The 21,799-nt window shown below is 72.8% G+C and carries 21 protein-coding genes and 1 riboswitch; of the genes, 10 read left to right on the forward strand and 11 right to left on the reverse strand.

The genetic code is table 11. The annotated features are described in order from the left end of the window. Positions 1-14 precede the first annotated feature (14 nt). Positions 15-818, reverse strand: coding sequence for an alpha/beta fold hydrolase (locus IT780_RS18365; protein WP_199512822.1), 804 nt, complete (start codon positions 816-818; stop codon positions 15-17). Positions 819-1,043: 225 nt separating this feature from the next. On the opposite strand from IT780_RS18365, the gene IT780_RS18370 reads away from it, so the two are divergent. After that, positions 1,044-1,760, forward strand: coding sequence for a helix-turn-helix domain-containing protein (locus tag IT780_RS18370; RefSeq protein ID WP_199512823.1), 717 nt, complete (start codon positions 1,044-1,046; stop codon positions 1,758-1,760). Positions 1,761-1,773: 13 nt separating this feature from the next. Here IT780_RS18370 and IT780_RS18375 read toward each other — a convergent pair whose 3' ends face one another. From IT780_RS18375 to IT780_RS18395, 5 genes are all read right to left on the reverse strand, one after another. Then, a complete protein-coding gene (locus tag IT780_RS18375) occupies positions 1,774-2,751 on the reverse strand; it encodes a serine/threonine-protein kinase (RefSeq protein ID WP_199512824.1) in 978 nt (325 codons plus the stop codon). A gap of 108 nt (positions 2,752-2,859) precedes the next feature. Beyond that, complete coding sequence (locus tag IT780_RS18380) at positions 2,860-3,648, reverse strand: hypothetical protein (RefSeq protein ID WP_199512825.1); 789 nt, start codon at positions 3,646-3,648, stop codon at positions 2,860-2,862. Between the two features lie 2 nt (positions 3,649-3,650). After that, on the reverse strand, positions 3,651-4,001 hold the full coding sequence (locus tag IT780_RS18385; RefSeq protein WP_199512826.1) for an S-adenosylmethionine decarboxylase: 351 nt from the start codon (positions 3,999-4,001) through the stop codon (positions 3,651-3,653). A 430-nt stretch (positions 4,002-4,431) separates the two neighbouring features. Beyond that, the gene (locus IT780_RS18390; protein WP_199512827.1) at positions 4,432-5,346 is read right to left on the reverse strand and encodes a hypothetical protein; all 915 of its coding nucleotides are present in this window, start codon (positions 5,344-5,346) and stop codon (positions 4,432-4,434) included. A gap of 79 nt (positions 5,347-5,425) precedes the next feature. Further along, positions 5,426-6,361, reverse strand: coding sequence for a sulfotransferase domain-containing protein (locus IT780_RS18395; RefSeq protein WP_199512828.1), 936 nt, complete (start codon positions 6,359-6,361; stop codon positions 5,426-5,428). Positions 6,362-7,184: 823 nt separating this feature from the next. Between IT780_RS18395 and IT780_RS18400 the strand changes: the two genes are divergently transcribed. The 5 genes from IT780_RS18400 (at position 7,185) to IT780_RS18420 (ending at position 14,577) form a co-directional block, all read left to right on the forward strand. Then, entirely contained in the window at positions 7,185-8,192 is a 1,008-nt protein-coding gene (locus IT780_RS18400) for a glycosyltransferase family 2 protein (RefSeq protein ID WP_199512829.1), read from the forward strand. Positions 8,193-8,275: 83 nt separating this feature from the next. Continuing rightward, positions 8,276-9,241 carry a glycosyltransferase family 2 protein gene (locus tag IT780_RS18405; protein ID WP_199512830.1) on the forward strand — a complete coding sequence of 322 codons (966 nt, stop codon included), beginning with the start codon at positions 8,276-8,278 and terminating at the stop codon, positions 9,239-9,241. Beyond that, positions 9,238-10,620 (forward strand): glycosyltransferase family 2 protein, encoded by a 1,383-nt coding sequence (locus IT780_RS18410; protein WP_199512831.1) that lies wholly within the window; start codon positions 9,238-9,240, stop codon positions 10,618-10,620. Before IT780_RS18405 ends, IT780_RS18410 begins: the two co-directional genes overlap by 4 nt. Before the next feature lie 61 nt (positions 10,621-10,681). After that, positions 10,682-13,678 (forward strand): hypothetical protein, encoded by a 2,997-nt coding sequence (locus tag IT780_RS18415; RefSeq protein ID WP_199512832.1) that lies wholly within the window; start codon positions 10,682-10,684, stop codon positions 13,676-13,678. Beyond that, entirely contained in the window at positions 13,675-14,577 is a 903-nt protein-coding gene (locus tag IT780_RS18420; protein WP_199512833.1) for a DUF1616 domain-containing protein, read from the forward strand. Before IT780_RS18415 ends, IT780_RS18420 begins: the two co-directional genes overlap by 4 nt. Here IT780_RS18420 and IT780_RS18425 read toward each other — a convergent pair. Further along, positions 14,561-15,823 (reverse strand): RNA-guided endonuclease InsQ/TnpB family protein, encoded by a 1,263-nt coding sequence (locus tag IT780_RS18425; RefSeq protein ID WP_199512834.1) that lies wholly within the window; start codon positions 15,821-15,823, stop codon positions 14,561-14,563. The genes IT780_RS18420 and IT780_RS18425 overlap by 17 nt on opposite strands. A gap of 141 nt (positions 15,824-15,964) precedes the next feature. Here IT780_RS18425 and IT780_RS43475 point away from each other — a divergent pair, with 141 nt between their 5' ends. After that, the gene (locus tag IT780_RS43475) at positions 15,965-16,138 is read left to right on the forward strand and encodes a transposase (RefSeq protein ID WP_372443720.1); all 174 of its coding nucleotides are present in this window, start codon (positions 15,965-15,967) and stop codon (positions 16,136-16,138) included. A 45-nt stretch (positions 16,139-16,183) separates the two neighbouring features. Next, entirely contained in the window at positions 16,184-16,774 is a 591-nt protein-coding gene (locus IT780_RS18435; protein ID WP_199512835.1) for a TetR/AcrR family transcriptional regulator, read from the forward strand. On the opposite strand, the gene IT780_RS18440 is transcribed toward IT780_RS18435, so the two are convergent. Continuing rightward, positions 16,738-17,655: a LysR family transcriptional regulator gene (locus tag IT780_RS18440; protein WP_199512836.1), complete on the reverse strand. Its 918-nt coding sequence runs from the start codon at positions 17,653-17,655 to the stop codon at positions 16,738-16,740. The two genes, IT780_RS18435 and IT780_RS18440, sit on opposite strands and share 37 nt — an antisense overlap. A gap of 66 nt (positions 17,656-17,721) precedes the next feature. Between IT780_RS18440 and IT780_RS18445 the strand changes: the two genes are divergently transcribed. Then, positions 17,722-18,513: an inositol monophosphatase family protein gene (locus IT780_RS18445; protein WP_199512837.1), complete on the forward strand. Its 792-nt coding sequence runs from the start codon at positions 17,722-17,724 to the stop codon at positions 18,511-18,513. After that, positions 18,510-19,142 carry an NAD(P)-dependent oxidoreductase gene (locus IT780_RS18450; protein WP_199512838.1) on the forward strand — a complete coding sequence of 211 codons (633 nt, stop codon included), beginning with the start codon at positions 18,510-18,512 and terminating at the stop codon, positions 19,140-19,142. The genes IT780_RS18445 and IT780_RS18450 overlap by 4 nt, the downstream gene beginning before the upstream one ends. Here IT780_RS18450 and IT780_RS18455 read toward each other — a convergent pair whose 3' ends face one another. Genes IT780_RS18455 through IT780_RS18465 form a run of 3 tightly spaced genes read right to left on the reverse strand, consistent with a single transcriptional unit; the run spans position 19,143 to position 21,564 of the window. After that, positions 19,143-19,721, reverse strand: a complete 579-nt coding sequence (locus IT780_RS18455) for a hypothetical protein (protein ID WP_199512839.1) — start codon at positions 19,719-19,721, stop codon at positions 19,143-19,145. It abuts the gene before it with no gap. Next, on the reverse strand, positions 19,721-20,833 hold the full coding sequence (locus IT780_RS18460) for a Gfo/Idh/MocA family protein (protein WP_199512840.1): 1,113 nt from the start codon (positions 20,831-20,833) through the stop codon (positions 19,721-19,723). The genes IT780_RS18455 and IT780_RS18460 overlap by 1 nt, the downstream gene beginning before the upstream one ends. Beyond that, on the reverse strand, positions 20,830-21,564 hold the full coding sequence (locus IT780_RS18465; protein ID WP_199512841.1) for a sugar phosphate isomerase/epimerase family protein: 735 nt from the start codon (positions 21,562-21,564) through the stop codon (positions 20,830-20,832). Before IT780_RS18465 ends, IT780_RS18460 begins: the two co-directional genes overlap by 4 nt. A gap of 139 nt (positions 21,565-21,703) precedes the next feature. Further along, positions 21,704-21,787: riboswitch (ZMP/ZTP riboswitch) on the forward strand. Positions 21,788-21,799: the final 12 nt, after the last annotated feature.

Here is a 21,799-nt window from a genome sequence, read left to right on the forward strand (position 1 = left end):
GCTCCCGGCCGTGATCAGCTCGGTTCGCGACTGAGCGCTCCCACCTCGCGGACCGCCTCCGCGACGGCCCGGAAGTCCTTCTTGAGGATCGCGCCGTGGTTGCTGGGGACCTTCGCCGCGACCTGCACGCGGGGATTCCGGGCGGTCACCACGTCGAGGCCGGCCCGGATCCGTTCCTGCTCGTCGCCGCGGCTGCCGAACGACGTCCCGGACGCGACGACGTACCGCGTCGGGACGGTGAGGCCCTCCAGCACCGGGCCGAGTTCCCGTTCGCGGGAGAGCCGGCCGAGTTCGATGTTGCTGTCCGCCTGCTGCTCGGCGCTCATCCTGGGCGCCAGGCCGGTGGGGCGCAGCAGCGGCAGGAACCAGCGCATCCGCCGGAACAGCTTGCGGATCCGCTGCTCCATGGCCTCGTCGAGCCAGTCGGACGGGTACGCGCCGTCGACCAGCACCGCGCCCAGCGTCCGCTCCGGGTTCCGGCTCGCCCAGTGCGCCGCGACGACGGCCCCGTACGACCAGCCGACCAGCACCGCCCGCTCCACGTGCCGGGCGGTGAGGACGGCGTCGACGTCCCGGACGGCCGCCGCGAAGGAGTAGTCGGCCGAGCGCTGCGACCGGCCGCGGGCCCGCTCGTCGTACGTGAGGTGCCGCCACCCCGGCCCGAGGTCGGCGATGACCCGCCGCCAGTAGCCCTGGGTGGCGAACTGTCCGTTGAGGTAGACGACCGGGACGCCCGGACCGCCGGTGTCGGTGACGGCCAGTGCCGTGTCCTCGACCGGCAGCATGCCCCGCCACGGTGTTCCGCTGTTCTCGCTCATCTGCCCGCCTCTTCCCGGTACGTTTCCGATATGGGAAACGCTACGTTGCGTTCGATGACCGGACAACAACGAGAATGCTCTTGTCCCGCATTTCAGCAGCTAGCATGGTCTATTTTGTTGCACCGCCCTGCGGCCTAATGCAACGACCGTGGTGGACTGCGTTGCAATGGTATGGGGCTGAACGCTATGGTGGGCCATCAGCCGGCTCCACCGAGGGGGACCGCCGTGCCGGGAGGCAGACTCACCCAGCAGGAACGCCACCAGATCGCGCTCGGCCTGGCTGACGACCTGCCGTACGCCGAGATCGCCCGGCGCCTGCACCGTCCGACCTCGACGGTCACCCGGGAGGTGATGCGCAACGGCGGCCCCCTGACCTACCGGGCCGACCTGGCGCACCGGGCGACCGAGCGGCGTGCCCACCGGCGTGGGCCCGCGGCGTCCGGCGGCACGCGCCCGGGCCCCGAGCCGCACGGACGCGACGCCGCCGCCGTGACCGGCTACGAGGAGGTGTTCACCACCGCGCTCGTCGCCTCGGGCCTGGCGCGGATGCCGGCCCGCGTGCTCACCAGCCTGTTCCTCACCGACGCCGGCAGCCTCACCGCCGCACAGCTGGCTCGGCGACTTCAGGTCAGCCCGGCGTCCATCTCCAAGGCGATCGCGTTCCTGGAGAGCCAGAGCCTCGTCCGCCGCGAACGCGACGAGCGCCGCCGGGACCGGTACGTCGTCGACAACGAGCTGTTCTACCAGGCGACGATCGCCAGCGCCCGGTCCAACGACCAGCTCGCGGCGATCGCCCGCCGGGGCGTGACGGTCCTCGGCCCGAACACGCCCGCCGCCACCCGTATGGAGAACATCGCCCGCTTCCTGGACTTCATGAGCGAGAGCATCACGCGCGCCGCCGATCAGGCCCGGGAGCTGCTGCACCCGGGGACGGCCCGGTAGTGCCGGCCGGCGGTCAGGCGCGGTGCCGGCCGCCGGGCAGGTCGTGGTACGTCTCGTCCTCGAACGGCATCATCGCCACGTCGGTCGGGGCCTCGGCGGCGCGCTCGTCCCACGGTGACACCGCGTTCGGCCGTGGGGTGCGGGGGCCGAGGTCCATCAGCGGGACGTAGACGCGGGCGTCCACGGCCTCGGCCAGCAGCAGCGCCGCGACCAGCGCCGTCGGGCGTTCGGCGGGGTCGCGGTCGAGGCAGCGGGAGCAAAGGTCGAGGACCTCCGGGGCGAGGCCGGGGATCTCGGGCAGCGGGTCGGGGTGGTCGTAGCGCTGGGCGTGCACGAGGGCCGTACCCGACTCGGCGCGCCAGGGCAGGCGTCCGGACAGGCAGTGGTAAAGCAGCACGCCGAGCGAGTACATGTCGGACGCCGGGGTCGCGGGGAGCCCTTCGAACCGTTCCGGTGCGACGTAGGCGGGCGTACCCATGACCGGCCCGTCGGGGTCGGGGTCGTGGCTGCCGGCGGCGGCCGCGATGCCGAAGTCCAGCACCTTCGCCCCGGAGGGCGTCAGCATGATGTTGGCCGGCTTGATGTCGCGGTGCACGACCTGCTCGGCGTGCGCGGCGGCCAGGGCGGCCGCGACCTCGGCGCAGACGCGTACGGCGATGCGCCAGTCGAGCCGGCCGGCGGTGAGGTGCTCGCTGAGCGTCTGCCCGTTCACCAGCTCCATGACGATGTAGGGGACCTCGCGCCCAGGCGAGGGTGAGGTGCCGAAGTCGTGCACGCCGGCGACGTTGGGGTGCGCGAGCCGTGCCGCGGACCGGGCCTCGGTGCGCACGAGCTCGACGCTGCTGTCACCGAGCGTCCCCTCGAGCGCGGGAGCCATGATCTTCACAGCGACCGGGCGGTCCAGCACACGGTCGTGGCCGCGCCACACCTCCGACATGCCGCCGATCCCGATGCGCTGCACGAGCTGGTACCGCCCGCCCAGTGTCCGCATCGGTCCATCCCCCAGTCGTTGCTCGCCGATCGCCCGCCCGCTCCCGGTTCCACGGTCGGTACCCCGGCCTCCGGCAGCCAAAACGCGTCGATCGGGTAACGCGGCGGCTCAGCGCCGTACGGTCAGCAGGATGCGGTCGTCGATCCCCTCGCCCGTGGCGACCATGTGCGAGGCCAGCGCGCCGGCGCGGGCCTGCGGGGTGTCGACACCGCCCAGCGCGGTGGCCTGCGCGGCCACGGACGCGACGATGCCGGGGAAGTGCATGTACACCGCGTAGTTCTCCGGTGACCCCAAGTACGGGAATGGGCCCGAGCCGGCCAGCGCCCGCATCGGCACGCCGAGCAGCTGGAAATTGCGGTACGCCGAGCGGTCCAGCATGGACGTCGAGTGTTCGACGCCCGCCTGCGCCCCGCCGAGCAGGTACGTGCGGTAGAGCAGGCTGCTCACCTCGAGCGCCGATCCACGCCCGCGGTACTCGGGCAGCACGGCGGCGACCGCACAGTCCCAGATGCGGCCGGAGCCGAGCCCGTGCGCCGCGACGATGCCGGCCGTGTCGACGCCGATGTGGCGGGGCGCGTCGTCGACCGTCTTGCTGCGGCCGTCGATGATCCGGGCGGCGCCGGCCGGGACCGCCCGTTCCCGGTCGATCACGAGGACGAAGAGGCTGTCGCGCTCGTACGGGCCGTACTCGGCGGTCATCACGGCCTCGTCGTTGCCGAACGCCGCCTCGAACACGGTCCGTTCGACGTGCCGGGCGACGTCGGCGAGCGGGTCACCGTCCGCGACGAACACGGCGAGGAAGCGGCCCTCCCGGGGCAGCCGGTCCGCGGGGAGGTCGCCGAGGAAACCGGCGACGGCCCGGGCGGCGGCGTCGGGGGCGAGGTCGTAGCGGGCCACGCTCAGAACTCCTTGGCCACGAGCTCGGTGGTACGGAAGTACTCGCGGGTGAAATCGAGGACGGCCTGCGGGTCGAACGGCTTGCAGGTGTAGATGTCCACGCTGAAGAAGGACAGCGGGCGCTCCCACGAGTAGAAGTGGGCGCCCGAGGTCTCCCAGTGGATCCAGCCGGCCCAGCCGTACAGCTCGCTCACGTGCGTGACCGGCTCGATGAGCGTGATCATGTCCGTCACGACGGAGAGCCGGCTCAGGTAGTCCTTGATGTGCTCGTCGGTGATGACGAACGTCGGGTACCCCTCGACGACCATGCGCTGGCGGGTGATGGCCGGGGCCAGGTCCTTGAAGTCCAGCATCGGGAGCCTTTCGACACGGTGAGTCAGTAGCGGTCTGCCCCAAATGTAGCTATTGCTAACTGAGCGTCAAGGCGACCGTTTCGCGAGTATCCCTGCCGGCGCCCCAATCACCGCACTGGACGCAGGAGTTCGGATGAGAGGCCTGAAAGGGTGCTGAAATCACTGCGTGTGGCCTGAGTCACCCTACGGAGCGTGCTGATCTGATTCATCACAGAGAGTCAGGAAGCGGCTCCGGAGAACAAACATGGCGGAGCTCGTCCTTGTGGGACGGGCCCCGCCATGGGCGGTCACTCGCTCTGCATCGCCGATTGTGCGGGCGGCACGGAGGACCGGGCGTTCTGCGGTCGACGCTAGGGGAAGTCGATCACCGTACGGTGGCCGGGGGCCGGTCAGGTGACCGTTCTCACCCGCCGGCCGCCACGCGCCAGGGTCAATACGCGAGCTCCGTACGCAGGTTATGGGCGCCGTCCTCCCGGGTGGCCTCGTAGTAGAGCCGGCGCCGGCCGTCCGGCAGGTCGACAAGGCTCAGGTAGCGCAGGCCGTACGGCGCGTGCGGGCTGCCCAGCGGCTCACCCTCCTCCGCGATGAGCTCACCGAAGCTGCCGTCCGGCAGGCGCACGCCCCGGGCCACGCCGGTGCGCTCTTCCCAGTTCTCCCCCGCGGTGGCACGCCCGTCGTACGCCGCCAGGATGGTGTCGCCCTCGACGGAGACCGAGGAGACGCGCACGCCCCGGGCGTCCCAGGAACCGGGGCGGCCGGCGAGCGCGGTGCCGCGCCAGGTCCAGTGGACGCCGTCGGGACTGGTCGCGTACTCGGTCGTCATCCGGTCGGCGTCGTCCCAGGACTCCAGCGGGTGCACCGAGGCCCACAGGTGCCAGCCGTACTCGTCGTGGTGCAGGACCGGGTCCTTCACGCCGGCGGTCTCGTCGCCGGCGAGCACCGTACGGGCAGGCGCGGTGGCGAGCCCTTCGGGGGTGTCGGCCTCGAGCAGGTCGACGCGCCAGTGCTTGGTGCCGGGGGTGGCCGCGCTGACGTAGAGGCGCCAGCGGCCCTCGGGCGTGCGGACCAGCGCGGGCCGCTCCAGCGACTCGGCGCCGAACCGGTCCTTGTCCACGGTGGCCACGACGGTGAAGGTGACGCCGTCCTGCGAGCGGGCCACGACGTTGGAGATGCCGCGGCCCTCACCGATCGGGAGCCGCAGGCGGTAGGCGAGGTAGATGTCACCGTCGGCGACGATTGAGGAGGGCGCGCCGGCCCATGCTCCCGGTTCGTCACCGGGCGGCTCGACCACCACCGCCGATTCCTCCCAGCGTGGCAGCGGCAGCGTCTGAGTTCCGATGGACAAGGCGGCTCCGTTTCGTGGCGACGGCGGCACAGCGAAGAGTATCCGCCTAAGTTTGCTACATCTATGGGTGGGATAGGGATTAGGACGCCTTGGCGTGTCGGTCGACCGACAGCCAGTCGTCGTAGCGCTCCCCTGTCACGTCCTGCAGCAGGGCGATGTCGTCGGCGAAGAGCGGCAGCAGCTCGGCCCGCTCGGCGGGGGTCGTGACCGGCCGGGCGCCCCGCTTGCGGTGCAGCAGGGTCAGCAGCGGGCCCCGAGCGGCGAGGCGCAACGGTACGGGGAACCGGTGCCCGAACGTGCCACCCGTACGCAGCAGCCCGCGGAGCACCGCGTTGACCGGGGTGTCCTCCACGACGTGGCGGTTCACGTTCTCCCGGGGGATGCTGCCGACCACGCCGGTCCGGACCCCGAGGAAGTCGCAGACCCGGTCGAGGGTGGCCGCGGGCGCGTCCTTCAGCTCCCGGTAGCGCAGCAGCAGCACCTGCTCGCGGGGGAACACCTTGTAGAGGTGCTGCACCTGGCGCCCGTACAGGCCGAGGCTCGTGTAGTGCCAGAAGTCGGCCCAGCCGGCCGCCTTGCGCTGCTCCTCGGCGCGGCAGGCGGTGAGGAAGTCGCCCTCCGGCTCGAGCCCCGCGTTCCACAGGTGCGTCCAGTTGGAGTGGGCCCGGTCCACGGGGTCGCGCAACAGCAGGATGATGCGGACGTCCGGGACGAGCTCGTGGATGCGCTCGTGGGTGCCGGGGTCGTACAGGTAGAACGGGGTGGCCTCGCCCCGCAGCGTGCCCGGCGGCGCGGGATCGAAGAGCGCCTCGTAGTCGGCGCGGCGCCACACGTGTTCCTGGTAGGTCTGGACGTCGCCCGGCCCGCCCGTGGCGGGCGGGCGGCCGTCGGTGAGGAAGAACTTGGGCTCCTTGACCGTGGGCAGGAACAGCCCGGGATGCCGGACCAGCGCGGCGTGCAGCGCGGTGGTCCCGGCCTTGGGCACGCCGGCGATCAGGAAGTCGGGGAGCGGCATGGGGTCCTCCTCGTGCGGTGCCGGGACGCCCGCGCACCGGCGCGGCGCCTCGCGAAGTGGAACTTAGCCTACAGATTTAGTAGGTCTTCGCGACCCGTGGTCCACCCTGCGGACACCCCTGTACCCGTCGGCGGGCGCCTGCACACCGCGACCGGCCCGAGGAAAACGCCTGCTCAGCGCCGGCGGCGCCACCAGGCACGCCGCCGGAAGCGTGCGCAGACCTCCGGGCCGCACAGCGCGCACTCCGTGCCGCCGCGGTAGTGCTCATGAGCCTGGCGGTCATGGCCGCAGACACACACCGCTTCCCCCGTCGCCACCGGATCACCCACCGTGCCGGTGACCTGCGGGGCGGCGGGAAGGCCGGCGGTTCGTCATGCCGCTCAGCGTAGGCATCGACCCGCCGGCACGCCGCCGCCACGCCGAAACAACCATCCTGCAACCCGTCCATCACGCTGCGTAAAACTACGCTGAGTGAGCTGGATCACTGCGATAAGTCGGACATCTCGAATTTCACCGAATTCGTGTCGCCGACCATTCCGAACCGCCGCAATGCGTCTCCTCGACCATTCTCCACCCGCGCATGCCTTACTGTCCGTTACTAGCTGTGACGGGTGGGGCGGATGGTCGATCTTGTTGCCCGAGTGCATAGTCCCTGTTCATACGTCTGGCCGTGGTTCACCGCACGGATATCGGCACCCTGGCCCTTCGGTTAGTTGACGCTACGTAGCGTGTTGCTAGATTTGTCGGCAGTAGCGAGCGACCCGCGTTTCTGCCCCCGGAAATCGACGATGCCAGTCGCCTCCGCCACCCTGAAGGGACCGACATGCAGCATTCCGCGACCCCCGGCCACACGCCGCGTAACGGCGGTTCGTCACCGAAAGTAAGCGTCGTGATCCCGACCCTCAACGAGGAGCGGAACCTGCCGCACGTGTTCGCCAAGCTCCCGGACGGGATCGACGAGGTGATCGTGGTGGACGGCGGCTCGGTGGACCGCACCGTCGAGGTGGCCCGGTCGCTGCGCCCGGACGTGGTGATCGTGCAGCAGACGCGTACGGGCAAGGGCAACGCGCTGGCCTGCGGCTTCGCGGCCTGCACGGGCGACATCATCGTGATGATCGACGCCGACGGCTCGACCGACCCGGCCGAGATCCCGCTCTTCGTCTCCCAGCTCGCGGGCGGCGCCGACTTCGTCAAGGGCTCGCGGTTCTCCCACGGCGGCCACAGCCACGACATCACCAAGCTGCGCAAGCTCGGCAACGACGGGCTCAACCTGGTGGTCAACGTGCTGTTCGGCACGCAGTTCACCGACCTCTGCTACGGCTACAACGCCTTCTGGCGCCGGGTCGTGCCGGTCCTCGACCTGCCGGACACCACGCTGCCGCGCCCGACCGACGGCTCCAAGCTGTGGGGCGACGGGTTCGAGATCGAGACGATGATCAACATCCGGGCCGCCGCGGACGGCATGCGCGTCGGCGAGGTCGGCAGCATCGAGCACGCCCGCATCCACGGGCAGAGCAACCTCAACACGTTCCGCGACGGGTTCCGCGTACTGCGCACCATCTTCAGCGAGTACGGCCGGATGCGCCGCCGGCGCCGCAACCCCGCCGGGCCGGCCGGCGTGATCGTCCACCAGCACCCGGCCGCCGGCGCCGCGCCGGTGCACGCGCTGAACAAGATCGTGAACCGCGCGCCGGCCGCCGCCGTGGCCCCCGGCACGGACCCCCGCCAGCACGTCGCCCACCTCAACCGCGGCCTGCGCCGCGAGGAGCCCGGCGCCCGGCGCACCGACGACATCAAGGCGCTGCGGGCCCGCACCGTCGGCGAGGACTGACACCGCCCGGCCGGCCCCTCCCGAGTGCCGGCCCCGCCCGTACGGCCCCCCTCGCCGTCCACCCCCGCCCCAGGAGCACCCCCGTGGAACCCACCCCCCGTCCCGCCGTCAGCATCGTCATCCCGACCCACACCGAGCAGCGCTGGGCGTCGCTCGTGCGGACCGTCGCCGCGGCCCGGTCGCAGGCCTACACGCCGGCCGAGATCGTCGTCGTGGTCGACCACAACCCCGCGCTGTACCGGCGGGCCCGCCGTGACCTCGGCGGCGTGACCGTCCTGGAGAACCTGTACGACCAGGGCGTCTCCGGCAACCGCAACACCGGCGCCTTCCACACCTCCACGTCATTGATCGCGTTCCTCGACGACGACGTGGTGATGGGACCGGACTGGCTGGGCAGCGTGGTCGCACCGTTCGCCGACCCGCGCGTGGTCGGCGCCGGCGGCGGCATCGCGCCGGCGTGGGAGGGCCCCGAGCCGCGGTGGATGCCCGAGGAGTTCCTGTGGGCCGTCGGCGGTTCGTACGCCGGCCTGCCCACCACCACCAGCCGGGTCCGCAACGTGTGGTCGGCCGGGATGGTCGTGCGTCGCGACACGTTCCTCGCGGTCGGCGGGTTCCGCACCGGCTTCGGCAAGCTCGGCAGCCAGAACCGCCCCGAGGACACCGAGCTGTGCCTGCGGATGAGCGCCCTGGGCGGCGGCCACTGGATGTACGTCCCCGAGGCCGTCATCCGCCACGAGGTGCCCCGGATCCGCTCCACCTTCGGCTGGTTCCTGCGGCGCTGCTACGCCGAGGGCCGCGGCAAGGTCGCGATGGCCGGCCTGCTCGACGGCTCCGAGAGCCTGGGCTCCGAGCGCGACTACCTGCGCTCGCTGCCGCGGGCGGTGGTCCGCAACCTCGCCGCCGCCGGCCGTGGCCGGGGCCTGCAGCACGCCCTCAAGGCCGGCGGGGTGCTCGCCGGCGTCGCCGCCGCCGGATGGGGCGGCGTCGTGGAGACCCTGGCGGCCCGGCGCTCGGAGCGCCGCCTCGAGACGGCGGGAGCGACCCGATGACGAACGGAGTGCACGTGAACGGCAAGGTGTGGGAACCGGCCGCACGGGCCGACGAGCTGATCACCGCCCCGGCCTTCGAGCCCAGCGGTGACGTGCTGCCCGCCACCGTGCTCGACGTCGACCTCGGCGACCCGCTGCCGGCGGTGGCCGCCGTCGCCCCGGACGGCCGGCGCGTGCAGCAGGCCTGGGTGCTCGTCCGCCTGTTCACCGAGCCGCTGGGCACCGTGCTGACCGGCGTACCGGAGCAGGGTCTGCGCCCCGCGGACCTGGCGGCGGCCATCGAGGCCGAGCTGGGCGACGCGCTGGCGCCGCGCCTGATCGACCTGGGGCTGGCCGGACTGCCGATCGACGGGATCACGCCCGCGGCCGAGCCGGCGTTCCTGGCCCGCCGCCGCGAGGTGCTCGCCGACGCCCCGCCGATCACCGTGGTGATCTGCACCCGGGAGCGGCCCGGCGCGCTGGCCCGCTGCCTCGACAGCCTGCTCGCGCAGGACTACCCGGACTTCCGCGTGCTCGTGGTGGACAACGCCCCCGCGACCGACGCGACCGCCGAGGTGGTTCGCTCGGCGGGCCGCCGCGGCCCGGTCACCTACCTGATGGAACCCAAGGGCGGCCTGTCCTTCGCCCGCAACGCGGCGGTCGCCGCCGCGCCCGGCGAGATCCTCGCCTGGATCGACGACGACGAGTACGCCGACCCGAACTGGCTCGCCGAGATCGCCCGCGCGCTGGCCGACCACCCGGAGGCCGACGTGGTCTCCGGCGTGATCGTCCCGGCCGAGCTGGAGACGCAGGCGCAGCTGTGGTTCGAGCAGTTCGGCGGGCACAGCAAGGGCCGCGGCTTCCGGCCGGACGTGTTCAGCCCGGCCACCGCGCACCGGCAGAGCCCGCTGTACCCGCTGCCACCGTTCGGCACCGGCGCCAACATGACGTTCCGTCCCGGTGTCATCGAGCGGATCGGCGGCTGGGACACCGCGCTGGGCGCCGGCACCCCGGCCATGGGCTCCGAGGACACCCTCGCGTTCACCCAGGTGCTGGTCGGCGGCGGCACGATCGTCTACCAGCCCACCGCGGTGACGCACCACTACCACCGGCGCGACTTCGAGGGCCTGCACAAGCAGATGGTCGGGTACGGCGCCGGGCTGACCGCCGCGTACACGAGCCTGCTGATGAAGCGCCCCGGGCTGCTCTGGCCGCTGCTGCGGCTGGCGCCGGGCGCGCTCCGCGACCTCACCAGCAAGGACAGCCTGCGGGTGTCGACCCTGCGCGAGGACTTCCCCCGGGAGCTGCTGACCGCCAACCGGCGCGGCATGCTGGCGGGACCGCGCGCGTACCTGAAAGGCCGTCGCGCCGCCCGCGCGAAGGTCCGGAGCGGCCGCTGATCGTGCTGACTCCGCCGTTCACCGGACAGCCGCCCGCGCACGGGGCATTCTCGGTGCATATGTGGCTGAAGGTGAGCATCCGGCGCGCCGCCCGTCCAGGGGCGGCCGCCGGATGCTGACCGTGCCCGACCCCCGGCCCGACGAGCCGGCCGGGCGACCCGCCGTACCCATGACCTCGATCCAGCAGTACGAGGCCCCGAGCGAGGCCGCCGAGCCCGCCGGTGCCCCCGACGACGCCGCGGAGGCCGAACCGATGGCTGAGCAGCGCGCGGCCGAGCCGGCGCAGGCCCCCGACGACGCCGGCGCGCGGCCCACGGCCGGCCCGGACCCCCGGCCGGCCACCGGCCCTGACGCCCGGCCGACCGGCGGCTCGGCCGCCCAGCCGGCCACCGGCCCGGACGGCCGGCCGACTACCGGCGCGGACACGCGCACAGCGGCCGGCCCGGACAAGCGCACGGCGGCCGGCCCGGACGCGCGGCCGGCGCGGGCTGTCGCGCGGGTTCGCCCCGCCACGCCCGCCGGCGCGGATGCCAAGGCCGCAGCCGACGTCCAGACGACGTCCGGCGTCCCGCCGAAGCCGATCCCCGGCCCCGCGCCGACGGCCGAGGCCGTGGATAAAACGGACGCCGAGGAACAAAAAGACGTGAAGTCTCGACCTCAGGTAGAGGGTGAGGACGACGAGTCTCAGCCTGAGGTCGAGGGTGAGACCACCGATCCTGAGCTGACCGCGGTCATCAACCTGCCCGAGGACAGCCCTGCCGACAGCGAAGCCGACGACGGCGGCGATGAGGGCGGGGACGTCGAGGGCGGGGATCCCGAGAAGACGGCCGTCATCCGCGTCCCCTCCCCCGAGGAGACGATGGTCATCCAGCTGCCCGAGGCCCCCGCGGGCCACCCGGGCGACGAAACGGTCGTCATCACACCGGCCACCCGCCAGGCAGCCGCCGACGAGACCGTCGTCATCAAGGCGCCGACCCGCGACCGGCCCGCCGACGAGACCGTCGTGATCAAGGCGCCCGGCCGTCAGGACTCGCCCGCCGACGAGACCGTGGTGATCCTGAGCCGGCCCGCGGACGAGACCGTCGCGTTGCCCGCCGGCACCGTCGCGCCGCCCAGCGAGGTGGTCACCGCGCTCATCCCGGTGGTGCCCGGCCGCAAGGACGGCAAGCGCACCGCGGCCGCCGCCCCACGCGACCCGGGCCGCAAGCCGAAGCCGGCCCGGCCGCGCCGGGAACCCCTCGACCTGGGTCACGCTCCGGCGGTCCTGACCATCTCGGCGCTGGGCGTGCTCATGGTGGCGCTCGCGTACGCCGGCGGCCGCGTCGACACTGGCAACGCGCCCTTCGCGTACTGGGGCGGTCAGGTCGTCGTCTTCACGCCAGTGGTCGTCCGCCTGCTCAGCCGCCGGATGGCCGGTGCGGCGGAGTCGTTCGTGCTGGTCATGGGGCTGGCGCTGAACCAGTACCTGCTGAAGTGGATGTACAGCCCGGACCAGTTCCGGTTCCCCGACGAGCTGCAGCACTGGCTCGCGACGACGATCATCGTGCAGTCGGGGGAGCTGTTCCAGCCGAACCCGGCGCTGCCCCCGGCCGTGCACTTCCCCGGCCTGGCCGAGATGGGTGCGGCGGTCACCTCGATGACCGGGCTGCCCGTGACGGCCGCCGGGGTCATCGTCGCGGGCGTGGCGCACCTCGTGTTCGTGGCGGTGCTGTTCTCCGCGGTGCTGCGCGCCAGCAACTCACCCGCGGTGGCGGGCGTGTGCTGTGCGACGTACGCGACAGCCCTGCACTATCTGTTCTTCAACTCGATGTTCCTCTACCAGACCGCGGCGCTGCCGTTCTTCATGCTGGCGATCTGGGCGACCCGGCGGTGGCGGACCGAGGGCGGATGGCCGTTCCTCACGCTGGCGATCTGCTGTGCCGGGCTCACCACGGTCAGCCACCACGTCACGGCCTTCGCGCTGGTGCTGACGCTCACGTTGCTGGCCGTCGCCGAGCTGGTCGTGCAGAAGCCGCGGCGGTGGAGCGCGCTGATCATGCCCGCCGTCGCCGCCGCCGTGGTCGCGTTGTGGCTGCTCACCGTGGCCCGCGACGTCGTCGGCTACCTCGAAGCGCCGGTCGAGCAGGTCGGGCGCACGATCTCCGACCTGGTCAACGGCCGCGAGCAGGCCGCGTCGACGACCGCGGCGGTCAGCGTCGGTCAGCTGGTCGTGCAGGGCACCGGCCTGCTCGGGCTCTTCGTGCTCTACGTCGCCCTGGTCCGCGACATGATCCAGCGGCACGACCGGGACACCTGGCGCTGGGCGGCGGTGGCCGGCGGCGCGATCTTCTTCGCCGGCAACGGGGTGCGCTTCCTGGGCCAGAACGGCCCGGAGATCGCCGGGCGGCTGTCCACGTTCACGTACGTGCCGATCTCGATCCTGGCCGCGATCGCGCTGGTGCGGGGCGTGCAGATCATCCCGGCCAAGGACGCCGAGGGGCACCGCTGGCGGGCCGCGCCGCCCGCGATCGACGTGATCGCGCCGGGCGGCTGGAACCTCTACAGCCGCGTCGCCGCCGGCTCCGCGATGATCACCCTGCTGATGATCGGCGCCCGGGCCGGCGGGTGGCCGCCGCTCGGGTCGATCCTGCCGGGACCGTACCTGGCCGGGGGTTTCGAGCGGTCGGTCGACGCGTACGGCGTGGACGCGGCCGACTGGGAGCACCGCGCGCTGGGCCCGGGGAACCGGATCGGCGGGGACGTCACGTCGGTGTCGCTGGCCTCCACGTACGGCCGCCAGGACCCGGTCCGCGAGGTCGGCTCGCTGTACTACGCCGACCAGTGGGGCCTGGAGCAGGACCGTCTGGTCGGCGACCTCGCGATCGAGTACCTGGTGGTGGACCGGCGCCTGTCCGAGCAGCTGCCCGAGGGCGAGGCGTACTTCGAGAACGACCCGAACGCCGGCTCGATCACCCGGCCGCTGACCGCGACGCAGATCTCGAAGTTCGACTCGCTGACCGAGGTGGACCGCCTGTACGACAACGGCACCGTCCGCATCTACCGCATGGGGGTCCAGTGACCGGCACCGCGCTGCTCCCCCGGATCCTCGCGGCGGTGACCGTGGCGGCCGGCGCGGCCGTGCTGGCGGGGCCGCTGCCGCTGACCGTCGCGGGCGGGCTGCTGCTCGGGTTCGTGCTGCCCGGCATGGCGCTGACCGGGGCGCTGTTCCGCGGCCGCGAGCTCACCGCCGTCGAACGCATCACGCTCGCGCCGGCGCTGAGCGCGGCGGTGCTGGTGGTCTCCGGCCTGGTCATCCACGTGTGCCGGCTCCGGCTGGACCGGGTGTCGTGGACGGTCGCCACGGCCGCGGTGACGCTGCTCGCGCTGCTCGTCCCGGCGCTGCTGCCTCGCGGGGTGCCCGCCGAGGCGCCGGCCGCGGAGGACGAACCCGGTCCGGCGGCGGCACCGCCCCCGCGCCTCCAGCTCGCCCAGCGCGACGTGGCCGTCATCGCCGAGGCGCGCACCGTGGTCATGTCCGTGGTGCCGCCGGAGGACGAGGAGCACGTCGCCGCCGAGGAGAAGGCCCGCCGCGGCCGCCTCGTACGCCAGCTCCTGCCGCTGGTGCTCGTGCTCGCGGTGCTCGGCGGGGCGAGCTGGCTGTCGTTCGGTACGTCGCGGGAGACCTTCGAGACGACGGTGACCGCGTTGTCGGCGGCGCCCTCGGGCCCGGTGGACTCGGCGGGCAACCGTACGGTGCCGGTTTCGGTGTCGGGGCTGGTCCGCGCGGACGGCCCGTACACGCTGGCCGTCACCGGGCCGACGGGCGCCTCCGTGGCGCGCCGGCTGATCTCGGTGACCGGCGAAGGCACGTGGACCGAGAGCCTTACTCTGCCGGGCGCGCAGCGGCTGACGGTGACCCTGTTCCGCGCGGGCGAGACGTCGCCCTACCGCACCCTGTACATCAGCGCCGTCGATTGACATCCTCTCCGCCCTGAAGGACGGAGATTCCCTCCACGCTGCGCGTGGAACACGCGGCGTCCGGGTGGGTTACCGCTTCGCCGCGCGGTGCCGGAACACGTTCCGGTCTTACCTGCGCTCCACGGTCGTTTGAGTTGTCCGCCTGCCCGGCGGCCAACACGTTCAGCGCAGCGTTGACGTCCCGGTCGTGGGCTGCTCCGCAGGGGCAGTCCCACGCCCGGACGTTGAGCGCCATCTTGTCGTTGATCCGGCCACACGCCGAGCACATCCGGGTGGACGGGAAGAACCGGTCCACCCGTCCGAAGGTGCGCCCGTACCTCGCGGCCTTGTACTCCAGCATGCCGGTGAAGCCGGCCCACCCGGCGTCATGCACCGACTTGGCGAGCCGGGTCCGGCCGAGACCGACGACGCACAGGTCCTCGATGTACACCGCTTGGTTCTCGCGGATGATCCGTGTCGAGAGTTTGTGCTGCCAGTCCCGCCGGGTGTCGGCCACCCGCGCGTGAGCGCGGGCAACCTGCACGACGGCCTTCTTGCGGTTCTGACTCCCGCGCTGCCTGCGCGAGACAGCCTGCTGCAGCCGCTTGAGCTTGCGGGCCGCACGGCGCAGAAACTTCGGGGCGCTCACCTTCGTCCCGTCGGACATCACCGCGAAGTGCGTCAAGCCCAGGTCGATACCAACCTCGGAGTCGACCGTCGGCAACGCCTCGTCGCCGGTCTGCACGACGAACGAGGCGAAGTACCGCCCGGCCGCGTCCCGGATGATCGCCACGGACGACGGGTCCGAGGGCAGCGTCCGTGACCACCGGACGTGCAGGTCGCCGATCTTCGGCAACCTGAGACGGCCGTTGTCCAGCACCTTGAACCGGGAGTTCTTCGTGAACCGGATGGCCTGCCGGTTGTCCTTGCGGGACCGGAACCGGGGCGGGGCCACCTTGCGGCCCTCACGCTTGCCGGTGACCGAAGCGAAGAAGTTGCGGTACGCCGTGTTCAGGTCCGCCAGGGCCTGCTGCAACACCACGGCCGAGACTTCACCCAGCCACGCCCGAGCAGGCGTCAGCTTCGCCTCGGTGATCAGACGGCGCGACAACTCCCCGTCGGAGATGTACTTCTCATCGTTCTCGCGGGCCTGCTGACGCAGGCGCAGCCCGTCGTTGAACACCACCCGCGCACACCCGAACGCCCGCGCCAGCTCGATCTGCTGGCCGGGCGTCGGGTAGACGCGGAAGTTGTAACGAAGCTGCACGGGACACACTGTGCCATGTTGGTTCATGGCTGAACTTGCAGGCATCCGCACTGGTAGGCCCGGTGTTTCCGCGATGCATGTTCACGTGGTTATCGTGACGAAGTTCCGGCACAAGGGGTTCGCGGACCGGCACCCGACCCGGTGCGCCACTACTACCGGGCCAACAAACTCTGGTCAGGCTCGTACTTCGCCGGGTCTGTCAGCGGCGCACCGCTGAGCGTCGTCAAGCAGTACATCGAGCAGCAGAACCGTCCCGGTCAAGACACTGCTCGGGCCTGGCGGCCCTCCCAGCGCGGGCCTACACCCCCGGCCTGAAGGCCGGAGCACCGGCCCGCATTCCGGTAGCGGCATGATGGGCGCGTGACCGGTGGATATCTGAAGGGGCGGATCCGCCGGGAGGACATCATCGCGGCGGCCGTGGCGGTGTACGCGGAGGCCGGCTATCACGGCTCGTCGCTGCGGGAGATCGCCAAGCGCGCCGGCATCACCCATGCCGGGCTGCTGTACTACTTCCCCACCAAGGAGGCGCTGCTCGCCGCGGTGCTGGAGCGCCGGGACGCCGAGAACGTGGAGCGGGAGCGGCTGGCGATCCCGCCGGGGCTGGATTTCCTGCGGCACATGCTGGCGCTGGCCGCGCACAACGTCCGGCACCGCGGGATGGTCGACCTGTATTCGCGGCTGGCCGCCGAGGCTGTCGCGCCGAGCCACCCGGCCCACGACTACTTCGCCCGGCACTATGCGGTCGCGCGCGAGCACGCCGAGTTGTCGTTCCGGGCGGTGGCCGAGGCAGGCGGGCTGCGCGCGGGGGTCGATCCCGCCCAGGCGGGGCTGTGTTTCGTGGCGCTGATGGACGGCCTGCAGGTGCAGTGGCTGACCGGCCCGAAGCGCGTCGACCTCGTCGCCGCGATGCGCTTCTACCTGGAGGGCGTGCTCACGGTCCCGCTGGAGTGACCGAGCGCCGCCCGCACCTGCTCGCGCAGCCAGGCGTGTGCGGGGTCGGTGTCGTAGCGCTGGTGCCACGTGCACACGATCGGGATCGGCGCCGACGGGACCGGGAGTGGTTCGGTGTGCAGGCCGAACGCGTCGATCAGCGGGCGGCACATGCGGCCCGGGGCGGTCAGCAGGGTGTCGCTGCGGCTCACGATGTGCAGGGCGGTCGCGCTCGTGCCGACGGTGGCCGGCACTCGCCGGTGCAGGCCCCGGGCGGCCAGGAGGTCGTCGACCGGGTCCGTCAGCCGCCCGCGGCGGGAAATGAGCACGTGCGGGTGGGCGGCGTACGTCGCGGCGTCGAGCCGGCCCGCGCCGGGGTGGCCGCGCCGCATGATGACGACCAGCCGATCCTCACCGGCGGTCTCGGAGCGGAACTCCGGCAGCTCCGGCGGGTCCGCTCCGAGCTGCAGGTCCACCCGGCCGTGCCGCAGGTCGTCGGTGTCGGCGACGGGCTCGGCCAGCAGCCGCAGGCGCACCCCGGGCGCCTGGTCCGCGACCGCGTTCAGCAGCTCCGGGCCCAGCGACAGGGCGAGCGCGTCGTGGCACTGCAGCGTGAAGGTGCGGTCGAGGGCGGCGAGGTCGAGGGCGCGGCTCGGGGTCAGCACGGCGTGGGCCTGCCGGACCAGCTCGCCGACCTGCTCCCGGATCGCCAGCGCGTACGGCGTGGGCGTCATCGTGCGGCCGGTGCGGACCAGGATGTCGTCGCCGGTCAGCCGCCGGATGCGGCCCAGCGTGCGGCTCACGGCGGGGGCGGAGAGCCGCAGCCGCTCGGCCGCGCCCGTCACGCTGCCCTCCTCGAGCAGGGCGTCGAGCGCGCTGAGCAGGTTCAGATCCAGTTGCACGACGGTAAACCCTAGCCTAACGAGAGTGCACTGGACTCACGCATCCCACGGCTCGATAGTGGCTGCATGCCTACCGACACCGACGTTCTGACTTCGGCGACCGCGGCCGTACGCGTGGCCGGCGCCCGGCTGCTGCGGCGCTTCTCGACCGAGTCGCGCACCAGCGGCATGACCGACCTGCTCGCGGCCCTGCGCGGCAACGACACCGCCGTCGCCGACGTGCTGCGGCCGGCGCTGGCCGAGGCGCTGCCGGGCTCCCGGTGGACCGACGACGAGCACGGCTCCGGGCCGCTGCCGGACGGCGACTGGTGGGTCGTCGACCCGGTCGGCGGGAACCTCAACGCCGTGCACGGCATGACCGACTGGAACATCGGCGTGAGCCTGGTCCGCGACGGCCGTCCGGTGCTGGCCGTGTTGTACGCGCCGCTGCAGGGCGAGATGTTCACTGCGATCGCGGGCGGCGGGGCCTTTCTGAACGGCGTACGCCTCTCGGTGTCCGCCAAGACCGGCCTGGACGCCGCGCTGGTCGGTACCGGCCAGGCCCAGCCGGGCCGGGAGGCCGGCCACGCGCGGCGGGTCGGCGCGTTCGTCACGACGATGATGCAGCGGGCCCTCTACGTCCGGGTCTCCGTGCCGGTCGGCCACCAGCTCGCCCAGGTCGCCGCCGGCCGCATGGACGTGCACTGGCAGGACGAGAACGTACGCTCGCACATCGGACCCGTGCTGCTCGTGCGGGAGGCCGGCGGGCTCGTCACCGACCTCGAGGGCAAGCCCTGGGACATCACCAGCGACGGGTACGTGGCAGCCGCGCCGGGCGTGCACGACGCCGCCCTCACGGTGCTGCGGGACCTGCGGTGACGGCGGCCCCACGCATCGCCGTGCTGGGCGCGTCCGGCGCCGTCGGGCGGCTGCTGGTGACGCAGGCGCTCGACCGGGGACTCGAGGTCACCGCGATCGCCCGGGATGCGGCGCGCATTCCCGTCCCCGATCAGGCGCGGCTCGTGAAGGTCGCGGCGGATGTCCACGACGCCGGTTCGGTCATCCGCGCGGCCGGTGACGCCGACGCGCTCGTGTCCGGCCTCGGCGTCCGCGGTGGACCACCCGGCACGCTGACCGCCGGCGCGCGGGCCGCCGTCGCGTCCGGTGTGGACCGGGTCGTGTGGCTGGGCGCGTACGGCACCGGCGAATCGGCCCGGCCCGCCGGCGTGCTCACGCGTGCCGTGCTCTGGATGCTCATGCGGAACGAGCTGGCCGACAAGGTGGCCGCCGACCGAACGGTCCTGACTGCCGGAGGCACGGTCGTGCACGCCGGACCGATGAGCGACGGCCCCCTCGCCTCCGGGCGCCGTACCGTCCCGCTCAGCGAGGCGCCGCGGCGCATCTTTCCCGCGGGGGTCAGCCGGGCCACCGTGGCCGCGGCGATGCTCGACGAGGCGCTGACCCCGCACCACCAGGGCCGGATCGCCGTCCCTTTGAGCCGGCCCTAGTCAGCGGTACGCGGGCTGCGGCTCGGCAGGCCGGGCCGGGACGACGTCGAGGCCGGGAGCCGCGATCAGCGCGTCGACGGCCGCCTGCGACGCGCCGATCCCGGCCCAGTGCGGGTCGACGTCGCTCGCGAACACCCAGCTGCGGTCGGCCGGCCACACGAACGCGGGCGGCGCGACGGGCTGCCCGCCACCGAGGTCGTCCTCCCACGCGTCGATGTCGCCCACCGCGCCCCGCAGCAGCGCATAGCGCCGATGCGGCACGGTGACCAGGGCGAGCCCGGGCGGCAGGGGAATGTCCGAATAGCCCTCCCACACGCAGAAAAGGCAGTCCCCGGGCGTCGAGGTGAAGTCCGCGAGCACGTGCAGGGCCCGGCGGGCCTGGTCGATCTCCAGCGGGTGGTCGTCGGGCAGCTCGACGTCGGTCTCGGCCTGACCGGGCCGGTCCGGGTCCGGCATGAAGCGGAGCCGGGCGTACGCCGGGAAGCCGGCCGGGCCGAAGGTGACCAGCTGCCCGAAGGGCGTTGCGGAGCCGGCGAGCCAGTCCGCAGCGGCGGTGTCCGGGCAGAAGCGGAGCCGCATCACAGCGTCCGCGCGTACGGGTCCCAGCCGGCCGGCAACGCGGGCGGCACCTCAACCGTGCTGGTCACGGACACCGTCTCCCTCCGGGCGACCGACTCCTCGATCGCGAGCATGACGTCGAGCACGTGGTACGCCAGCTCGCCCGGCGCCCGCTCGGCCCGGCCCGCCCGGACCGCCCGGGCCAGCTCCAGCACGCCGGTGCCGCGGGTCGCCGGGTGGCCCTCGGCGTCGAGGTCCTCCGGTTTCTCCGCACCTTTCTCACCACCGAGCAGGTGCAGGGTCGTCGTACCGTCGAACCTGTTGGGGTCCGGCAGGACGGCCGTGCCCAGCGTACCGGTGACCTCCAGCCCGGTACGCGCCAGCGCGGAATCGAACGTGGTCAGCAGCTGCGCGGACCCGCCGCCGGCGAACTCGATGAGGGCGGCGACCGTGGTGGCCACCTCGACCGCGAAGTCGGTGCCCGCCCGGGGGCCGGAGCCGATGGTCCGCGTGCCGCGCAGCCGGCCGCCGGTGGCGGTGACCCGCTCGACCGGCCCGAGCAGGTGGACCAGCGCGGTCAGGTAGTACGGGCCCATGTCGAGCAGCGGGCCCGCGCCGGGGCGGAACAGGAACTCCGGCGACGGATGCCAGCTCTCCGGCCCGGGCGACTGGAACAGCGCGAGGGCGGTGCGGGCGGGTCCGATCCGGCCGGCGTCCAGCGCCCGGCGTGCGGTCTGCAACCCCGCGCCGAGCACGGTGTCGGGCGCGCTCGCGACGCGCAGTCCCTGCTCGGCGGCGCGGTCGAGCAGCATACGGGCGGAGCTGCGGTCCAGCGCGAGCGGCTTCTCCGTCCACACGTGCTTGCCGGCGTCGAGCGCGGCGAGGCCCACCTCGACGTGCGCCGCCGGGACGGTCAGGTTCACCACGATCTCGACGCCCGGATCGGCGAGCAGTTCGCCGGCCGTACCCGAGCGGGCGACGCCGAAGCGGGCGGCCTGCTCCGCCGCCCGCGCGGTGTCCAGGTCGGCGACCATCAGCACCCGCAGGTCGGGGAACGCGGTGAGGTTGCGCAGGTACGCGCCGCTGATCGTGCCCGCGCCCACGATCCCCACGCCGACCGGTCCGCCCGTCATCGCCCCTCCCCCAGCACGTACGCCCGTCCGGCGGCGAGCCCGGCGAAGATGTCGCCCGCGTACCTGTCGAACTCGATGACGCGCAGCGCGTGCGGGGCGGCGGCCAGCACCTCGGCGACGGGTACCCGGCCCTGCCCGGCGGGCACCTGGCCGCTGCCGTCGGTGGCCAGGTCGCCGTCCTTGACGTGGATGGCGCGGACCCGCTCGCCCAGCCGGCGCAGCAGCGTGGGCGCGTGCTCCCCGGCGGCCGTCGCCCAGTAGGTGTCGATCTCCAGCACCAGCGCCGGGTCGAGCTGCTCGGCGAAGACCTCGAGGGCGTTGCGCCCGCCGGCCCGCGCGGCCGGCTCCCACCAGTGGTTGTGGTAGCCGACGGCGATGCCGTGGTCGGCGGCGATCGTGGCCGCCTCGTTGAGGCCCCGGGCGGTCGCGGCGATGCCCTCCGGGTCCTGCCAGCGGGCCGCCTCGACCATGGGTTCGATGACGACCTGGATGCCGCACCGCGCGGCCGCGGTGAAGACGGCCTGCTGGTCGGCGCCGAGCAGCCGGGCGTGGGCGGTGGGCGCGGTCATGCCGTTGGCGGGCAGCCCGGCCCGCAGCACGTCGGCGTTCTCGACCACGCCGTACGGCTCGACCTGGGTGAATCCGATCTCGGCGAGACGGCGCAGAGTGAGCGCGGGGTCGGCGGCGAACGCGTCGCGGACCGAGTAGAGCTGGACGGAGACGGTGCTCATCGTGTCCTCCTGACGTCGACAGAAGTCGATGGGAGCGCTGCCAAATTTCTACCACGTGGTTAAAATTCAGTCCAAAGAGCGCTCTCTGCCGCTGCCGGGTGACACCGTCACGGCTGCGCCGCGGGGCACGGCATACTTGTCGGCGACACGCGACTGGCGGCATCGAGGATGGGGACCACCATCGGGGAGCACGTCGTGGGGGCCGTCCGCCTGGGTGCCCACACCAAGGGAGACG

The organism is Nucisporomicrobium flavum (assembly GCF_016464385.1).
GTDB classification, from domain to species: Bacteria; Actinomycetota; Actinomycetes; order Mycobacteriales; family Micromonosporaceae; genus Actinoplanes; species Actinoplanes flavus_A.

Coding starts and splice junctions, on each gene's coding strand:
- IT780_RS18365 (WP_199512822.1), bottom strand. CDS start 818: ATGAGCGAGAACAGCGGAACACCGTGGCGGGGCATGCTGCCGGTCGAG.
- IT780_RS18375 (WP_199512824.1), bottom strand. CDS start 2,751: ATGCGGACACTGGGCGGGCGGTACCAGCTCGTGCAGCGCATCGGGATC.
- IT780_RS18385 (WP_199512826.1), bottom strand. CDS start 4,001: ATGCTGGACTTCAAGGACCTGGCCCCGGCCATCACCCGCCAGCGCATG.
- IT780_RS18395 (WP_199512828.1), bottom strand. CDS start 6,361: ATGCCGCTCCCCGACTTCCTGATCGCCGGCGTGCCCAAGGCCGGGACC.
- IT780_RS18400 (WP_199512829.1), top strand. CDS start 7,185: ATGCAGCATTCCGCGACCCCCGGCCACACGCCGCGTAACGGCGGTTCG.
- IT780_RS18410 (WP_199512831.1), top strand. CDS start 9,238: ATGACGAACGGAGTGCACGTGAACGGCAAGGTGTGGGAACCGGCCGCA.
- IT780_RS18445 (WP_199512837.1), top strand. CDS start 17,722: ATGCCTACCGACACCGACGTTCTGACTTCGGCGACCGCGGCCGTACGC.
- IT780_RS18455 (WP_199512839.1), bottom strand. CDS start 19,721: ATGCGGCTCCGCTTCTGCCCGGACACCGCCGCTGCGGACTGGCTCGCC.
- IT780_RS18460 (WP_199512840.1), bottom strand. CDS start 20,833: ATGACGGGCGGACCGGTCGGCGTGGGGATCGTGGGCGCGGGCACGATC.
- IT780_RS18465 (WP_199512841.1), bottom strand. CDS start 21,564: ATGAGCACCGTCTCCGTCCAGCTCTACTCGGTCCGCGACGCGTTCGCC.